Source organism: Microcoleus sp. CAWBG27, from assembly GCF_020883145.1.
GTDB lineage: Bacteria > Cyanobacteriota > Cyanobacteriia > Cyanobacteriales > Microcoleaceae > Microcoleus.
The window spans coordinates 100283-107551 of the sequence record NZ_JAHREU010000017.1; the positions used below are offsets into that span (position 1 = coordinate 100283).

Sequence of the window (7269 nt, forward strand, 5' to 3'; positions counted from 1 at the left end):
GGCTTGCTACATTCTACTTCAAACTACTCCTCATTGCTTGGGTACAAATTTGCCTGAAAGTCAAGTTGTAATTGTTTGGGCAATTGGTCTACTTGAAAATACCGGTGAAATTTTTCGGTAACTTGTAGCCAGTACGATCGCCCATCCGTTGGCTTCCGTTTCCGCACGAAACCCATTTCCACCAGTTCCTGCACTTGTTGGTAAGCCCCCGAACCCCGCAAATTCACTAAATCTGGCTGCGCGATGCCACCTTTGAGGGCGATCGCCGCCAGCGTCCGCAAAGCCCCAACACCTAATTCTGGGGGTATTAAAGTTTGCATTAAACTCGCAAACTCGTCTCTGAGTTGCAGGCTGTATCCCGTCGGAGTTTCGACGACTTCTAGCGCACTGTCGCGGTGGGATGAGTCAGACATGAGCTCGATAATCGCGTCTTCGGCTTCCGATCGATCGCACTTAGCAATCTCGGCAATCTCTACAAGCGACACCGGCTGACCTTTTAGATAAAGTATGGCTTCTATTGTTGTGGCTAAACGAGTCATTGGGGAATTTTTCAACAATTGACAGTTGACAGTTGACCTGGGACAGTTTGAGAGCGACCTCTACCTAGAAGGAAGAGGATTGGAGTAATGAATAGTCTGATTTTAATTTCTACCTCAAAGGCGGGCGGGCTTTCAACCAATTCTTTCTGGTAATTAGAAATAGAGACGTTGAATTCAGAAGGATCGAGTTATCTAGGAAAACCGGAAAAAAGCAATTAGACATTTATCAATCTAACTGTCTGCCAGTCAGTTCTACAAAAATATCCTCTAAATTAGAAGGACGAACCATCATACCAGTCTTATCCTCTTTCGCATCCAGATAAAAATTCGCTTCTTCCAAAGTCGGGAAAAACTTGTATTCCCAGCGATCGCCTATTTGCTTCATCACCAACCCTTGACCGTGTTCTTGCCGCAGTTGCGCTAGCGTTCCCAATTGAATCAACTTACCGCCGTCCATAATCCCGATGCGATCGCACAAATACTCTACCTCATCCATATAATGCGTCGTCAACAGCATAGTCATCCCCTGCTTGTTCAAATCTAGAATAATTTCCCACAACCTGCGCCGCGTTTGCGGGTCTAACCCTACAGTCGGTTCGTCCAAAAATAAGATTTCCGGTTCATGCAAAAGCGATCGGGCAATTTGCAACCTCCGCTTCATTCCACCGGACAAAGTTTTGACTAAATCATCCCGTCTTTCTGCTAATTCTACATATCCCAACCACTGTTTAATCAATTGTTGGCGTTTCGGATTGGGGATGTGGTGCATCCGCCCGTGAAACTCCATATTTTCCCATACAGAAAGCTCATTATCAACGCTAGTTTGTTGCAGCACAACGCCGATGGACTGTTTAACTTGCAAGCTTTGACGCATCACGTCATATCCAGCTACCTCAATTTGACCGCTGCTGGGTTTAGTCAGCGTAGTCAGCATCCGAATTGTCGTCGATTTTCCGGCACCGTTGGGGCCCAAAAGACCGAACATTTCTCCGGCTTCAATCGTGAATGAAAGGTTATTGACAACAGGAATTTTGTTGTAGATTTTGCAGGCATTTTGCAGGGAAACAGCGGCAGTCATAGGTATTTTTGTATCAATTATTGCGATCGATCTCTTGCTTATGGGGCAGATTTTGCCTGGTCAATCAACCATAATACTTGTGGCGGGTTTACTAACAATCTCAGATTCACATCCACAATAATATCTATCAACCTGCCCCAACCAAACGACAAAATTTGATGGCGGGCAATTCAACAGACATGATATCATCTCTGGATGCCGCAACAAGTGCGATCGACTAAATTTTCTGGTAACACTCCTCGTTAAAAATAGCATAAAAATTAGGTTTTTATGCTATTTTTAACGAAGAATCTTGTTAGGGCAACCAATCTGAGTCTCACCCTCAGGTATCAGGCTGATTTTTTTTACCGCTGGCATTACCCGCTTATTGCGGTTGAGTTAAGTCAGGAGTCAGTTCCACGATCCGCTTGTCAAGTTGGCGTGCGGCTGAACTCATTGTTATAGCGGGTTTCTTGCCATCAACATACAGAATCATCAGATAACTTCCTATTTTTCCCCGTCGAAATACCGCGATTTCGAGATTCATCGTCACACCTTGTATTTTTCCTTGATTTGTCCACCCACGCGATACCTCCCCAATCTTTTCTTCTAAAGTTAAAGTAGTAAGATTAGTAAATTGATATTCATTCTTACCACTACTGTTTAAACCTTTGGAGAACTCTTTGGCAAAAACATCTTCACGCATATCTGCGTCAAATTTTGCTCGCTCGATCTGGTTGGTCAGTTTTTGTGTAAATCCTAGGATTATTTGAAAATGCTGGTCGTCGTTTTTGTTATAAGCAAACACACTTGCTGGTTTCAATGTCTGGAGACCGCTGACCAGTTTTTGCATGGTCGCAGGTGGCATCTCTACAAAACCTGCGGGTAAGTCTTGTAAGGTCAGGACTAGGTTGGACAATTCCGCTGCGGGAGTTGGAATATCCGCAGATAGAGTATTGGGAAGAGAGCGAATTGGAATTGCGATCGACTCTTCGCCAACTGCACCGCCCAATCCAGCACTAATTAGCAAACACACCAAGAACACAACTTTTTTTTTCATTACTTTACCCTGTTGCGATCGCCCATGACTAATCTCTACCTCACTCTACCCCCAAAGCGCTATCTTTTACTCTGCCGCTTCTAATTCTTCTAATTCTTGTGTAGACTGCCATCCAGCTTGCCAGAGCGATCGATCTTTGAGCTGTTTGGCATTCAGCCAGAAACGGACATTTGGATCGCAAGCCGCCACCATTTCGGCAAAAACCCATTGACCTTCGTTTTTGCGGTTGACTACTTGAAAGTGCCGCCACCCCCAAGTTTTTTGGTGAGAAGTCCATCGGGAACCAACTAAATAAGGAAATTTTTGTTTTTTCGGCACAGTATTTTTGTTGGCAAATATATGAGAAAGCAAGGTGAACGAACCTGACGGTCAACTGAGTACAGTTAGACCGCAGGCTTCTTTTTCCTTTTTTGCAAAGGCTTTTTTGAGTGACGGAGTTCCCCCGCCACTTTGATGCAGTAGACCAATCTTTCTGATAAGTTTGGCTGAATTTTCATCTCGATCCAAAGATTCTCCGCACTGGCAGGAATGCCATCTTTCCGACAATTCTTTCGGTACTTTGTTGAGGCAATGCCAGCAATGCTGAGAAGTTCCCTTGGGATCGACGAACAAAACATTTTTACCTAATTTCCAGGCAACATATTTCAGGACGCTAGCAAATTGCCCGTGAGCAGCATCAAGCATTGATTTATTCAAGCCACTTTTAGCTGATTGACCGTTTGGTAAATAAACTAAGTTACCGTCACTGTCAATATCAGTTTTAGTTTTGGTGCGTCTTGTTAGATTCTTGATACTCAAATCTTCAGCCACCAAAATTTCACACTTGCCAAACAGTTCATGTGCTATTTTGAATTGAAAATCAAGTCTCGCTCTAGCTACGAACTGATGGAGTTTGGAAATCCTGTCTTTGATAATCTGCCAAGGTTTAGAACCTTTAATTCTACTAACTAGCCTTGCTTGAAGTCTTGCTAATTTGTCAGCAGATTTCCTCAAGAATCTAGGATTCTCAACTCTTTCACCATTGGAAAGATAGGCATAATTAGTAATTCCTAGATCGATACCAAGAGTGCTTTCTTCGGTTGGTTGAATTTCTGCAACCGTTACGGGAACCGTTTTGTCTTCTAGCGTCAGGGAAATATACCACCCATCCGCTTCTCTGACAACTGTACCCGTCTTAACCTTGAAACCTGTTGGTATTGGACGGTGAAAAACCATCGGCACTTGACCTATTTTTGCGAGGCTAATACAAATCCTATTTTGCTCGTCTTTGACAATATTTAGATTGTCTAGTTGAGGGTATGTGAAGGATTTGTAGTAGGGTCGCCCTTTGAATTTAGGCTTGCCTCTACGATTGCCGTTTTTGTCGGGCGTGGTGAAATTTGAAAACGAAGTTTCAACTCTGTTGACGACATCTTGCAAGACTTGCGAATCCAGCACTTTGTAGTCAGGAAATAGCTTTTTTGTGTTCTTCAAGTCGGCAAGTTGTATCGTCTGCCACTGTACATATCCGCCTTCGATATTTGAGAAAACGTCCCCTTTTTTAGTTAAAGGATTCCCTGATTCATCCTTCTTTCTGCCATCCCTAGTCTGCACTCTGGTTAAGGGAATATTGCGATAAATCTCATCGAGAGGGACTATCGAAACAACTAACGGGCAGGCATTAATGGGCGTTCTTGTGGCTTCCCACCATCTGAATCTTTCACCGAGTCGGTAGTTGTACTGTCGGCGACAAAGTTCTAGATGAGCCACAATAGTTGCTAGTTGGGGCTTGGTTGGTTTGAGGCGGTATTTGTAGGTGAGCTGCATTAGAAACTTCCTTTTTTCGACCTACCTTAAATATACCATTTCTTTTGTTTTAACATCTGGAAGTACATCAAATTTAAAGGTACTCTCGAAGTCTAATTGTCGGCTTCCGTTCCTCCATCCGACGAGCCTTTCATCAAGCGCGGTAATTCATTCGGGGGTACTTCGCGCAGCAATTGAGATTCATCCCCCTCTGAATATACCCTTAGACTTCCCGGCTGGTAGTTAATTGCAATAACTTTTTCTGTTGGATGATATTAATATCATAAATAACAATTGCTCCCTAGTTCAAGCCATGCACCGGATATCCTCCCTCAGAAAGTTCCACATCTCCAACAGTTACCGTCCAGCCCGACTCCCACTACCAACCCGGACAGAAATTTCAGATTGTTGCTGGCCTTTCTACAAATCCTGTACCGGGTGAAATTCATAGCTATCCCAGTTGCTCAGTATTTAATAGAGGAGAACTCCCAACTCTTTAGTCTGTCTGCAAGTAGATGGGTTTATTGTAACTTGCAGGAGTTTCGTCTGGGAACTCAAAAATAAAGGCAGTCCTGCGACTGCCCGTGTAATTAGTTATACCTATTCGATAGGGTTGATTTTTCAGCCGATCGACAAATAGCAAATTTATCCAGCACGAACTCAATCTTGAATCTCAAATCTAAAAGCAAATAACCCAGGTTTTAGTGGTGGACAATAACCCCGTTCTGCGAAACTCACTCAAATCTACTTTTAGAGCAGGTTTGACGTTCACTTCCTTTGTCTCCCAAAGCGGTGGGCCGCTTCCGATTCGCAGGCATTTTTTCGGGTTCAACTCTCCCTACAAACATTTTTTCAATCTGAATCGTGTCTCATTGACCCTGTAGGGTTCAACAAAAAAGCACTTTTAGACAAGATTGACTAATTTATCTGATTCTGTTGCTGCCTCTTAATTACTTCCGTGTGAAGGCTTGTGGCCCGATAAATCCAGAGGAAGTTGGGGAAGCCGGAGTCGCACTGCATTTGTTTGCAGCCAGAGAGTGATGGCGTGCTTCCGCTGTGGAGTCACGTACTCTCCGGGTCTGATCACGCCAGCACAGACGCCGATGTTTTTAATAAGGGTTTCTCGCTCCGATGAACTTGCACCCTGTAGCAACCTGACTTGGGCTTTGATAAAATCCACGTTCATAGCAGAAAGTAAAAGTAACTAAAGAACTCAGTTAAATAGCGATGCTTTGGTTCCAATTGTAACTCTAAAACCACTTGGTACGAATCCAATTGATTCAAGATCCCCGGGATGGGGATCGGGGCCTCTAGAGCTAGCCAACTTTATTTACTTTATCTGTTTTTGCTAGCAAAAGTGTCACCATGCTAGCAGTTTTGACAGAATTTTCCATAGTTAAGAACTGTTACAAATTTACCTAGCTTCCTACAATAATGCAGAGTTTAGTGCTAACGCTACTCTCCGGGACTCAAAAAATTCACCACAGTCTCCCGATCCTTGCCTTCTTACGTTTTAGCCTCCCCCATAGGGAAGGGATCGATCGCCAAACATTCCTCTTGGAGCGCCCCTCTTAACACCCAGACACTACCACCTCACCCTATTGATTTAGATCCCCGCATATGCTTTGCTGTGAACTATAACTTTAGGCATACGTATTGTTACGGGGGCTACCATAAGCGAGCAAGTGTTAATTCTTGTTTATAGATGATATATTTTTTGGCTATTCTTCCAAAGCCATGATTTGTGTTAATTAAGGCAGCTTTATGATGTCCGCACCAACTAAGACTCGGAACTTCTGAGTCGATACATTACCGAGGAAGACTCGAACTTCCAAGTCGATACATTTTGCTCTCTGTGGCGATGAATTTGTTTTCTAAATTCATTGGGGACGATCGCACGCCGACGACAATTGCGAGCTACGGATCATTTTGTATAATTTATAACAGAGCGATTAATCCTAATAATTTTAAGACAGCACAATTTTCAATAGTTTTTTATCCGTAATTTGCTCTCAACAGCCAAAAAGATGGGTCAAACAAATCAACACGGCAATACCATCACCTTCAAGATTGAAAGTGCCGATATGACCTTCGCAGTTGGCGGAAAATAGCAGTTATATGTAACCAAATTTGCTAGTTACTAAACTTTAGATTAAGTATAAAATCAACAGCAAAGCAGAAGCAATTAATGCCAAAACAAAAATATTTAATTTTAGATGTAAACTGATTTATTGAGGAGTTTGATGCCAAGCATTTTTCGACAAAAAACATCGCTACAGCCATCCGGACGGTAAAAAAAAACTGTTTTTTTATTTTTAAGAGGCTGTTTTTTGAGGTTTTCGACGTAGGCGAGCAATATCAATTAACGCGCATCTAGGATATGTTTCAATACCGTTTACTGATATAGCGCCCTGGGGGTAAAATCCTCTGAAAAATAGATACGGAGATTGCTTCGTTCCTCTCGAAGGACAATCTTAAGTAAACCGTATTGGGATATGTTTTACTTTCCAAAAACCTATCAATCCGATAGCATATAAAATCCCCTCTCGCTGTCTCTACGAAGGGGAAATGGTCTATAATATTCTTGTTTAAGACACTCGATGTGTCGGTTTCTTCTTGCCGTGTCAAGAGGTATGGATTGGTAGACCTATCTGGGCCCCCTAGCTAAGATCGTTTCCCGGTGGTAAACCGGGAAATGATTAAGTAAACTACCTACACCAAGTCGGAGTACCGACTATGGAGTAGGCTTTTAGTAGCCCTGCACCAAATCGAATAAACTAGGTTGGAAGTACTCGACGATCCGACCTAGTTCACACGACAGGTACGAA

Annotated in this window: 6 protein-coding genes; all 6 read right to left on the reverse strand. The window is 43.0% G+C overall.

Translation table 11 applies throughout. From position 1 onward, the window contains the following. Positions 1 to 23: 23 nt before the first annotated feature. The 6 genes from scpB to QZ938_RS12700 all read right to left on the reverse strand — a co-directional run bounded on the left by scpB (position 24) and on the right by QZ938_RS12700 (position 5627). The gene (gene scpB, locus QZ938_RS12675) at positions 24 to 539 is read right to left on the reverse strand and encodes an SMC-Scp complex subunit ScpB (protein WP_293148902.1); all 516 of its coding nucleotides are present in this window, start codon (positions 537 to 539) and stop codon (positions 24 to 26) included. Between the two features lie 226 nt (positions 540 to 765). Then, complete coding sequence (locus QZ938_RS12680) at positions 766 to 1617, reverse strand: ABC transporter ATP-binding protein (protein WP_293148903.1); 852 nt, start codon at positions 1615 to 1617, stop codon at positions 766 to 768. A gap of 364 nt (positions 1618 to 1981) precedes the next feature. Then, a complete protein-coding gene (locus QZ938_RS12685; RefSeq protein WP_293148904.1) occupies positions 1982 to 2656 on the reverse strand; it encodes a hypothetical protein in 675 nt (224 codons plus the stop codon). 66 nt (positions 2657 to 2722) lie between these two features. Continuing rightward, on the reverse strand, positions 2723 to 2974 hold the full coding sequence (locus QZ938_RS12690; protein WP_293148905.1) for a TIGR02450 family Trp-rich protein: 252 nt from the start codon (positions 2972 to 2974) through the stop codon (positions 2723 to 2725). Between the two features lie 51 nt (positions 2975 to 3025). Then, entirely contained in the window at positions 3026 to 4462 is a 1437-nt protein-coding gene (locus QZ938_RS12695) for a transposase (protein ID WP_293351732.1), read from the reverse strand. A gap of 925 nt (positions 4463 to 5387) precedes the next feature. Then, positions 5388 to 5627, reverse strand: coding sequence for a hypothetical protein (locus QZ938_RS12700; RefSeq protein WP_293148907.1), 240 nt, complete (start codon positions 5625 to 5627; stop codon positions 5388 to 5390). Between the last annotated feature and the right edge of the window lie 1642 nt (positions 5628 to 7269).

Bases quoted from the DNA above. Each gene is read 5' to 3' on its own strand.
- scpB (WP_293148902.1), bottom strand. From the start codon at position 539: ATGACTCGTTTAGCCACAACAATAGAAGCCATACTTTATCTAAAAGGT.
- QZ938_RS12680 (WP_293148903.1), bottom strand. From the start codon at position 1,617: ATGACTGCCGCTGTTTCCCTGCAAAATGCCTGCAAAATCTACAACAAA.
- QZ938_RS12685 (WP_293148904.1), bottom strand. From the start codon at position 2,656: ATGAAAAAAAAAGTTGTGTTCTTGGTGTGTTTGCTAATTAGTGCTGGA.
- QZ938_RS12695 (WP_293351732.1), bottom strand. From the start codon at position 4,462: ATGCAGCTCACCTACAAATACCGCCTCAAACCAACCAAGCCCCAACTA.
- QZ938_RS12700 (WP_293148907.1), bottom strand. From the start codon at position 5,627: ATGAACGTGGATTTTATCAAAGCCCAAGTCAGGTTGCTACAGGGTGCA.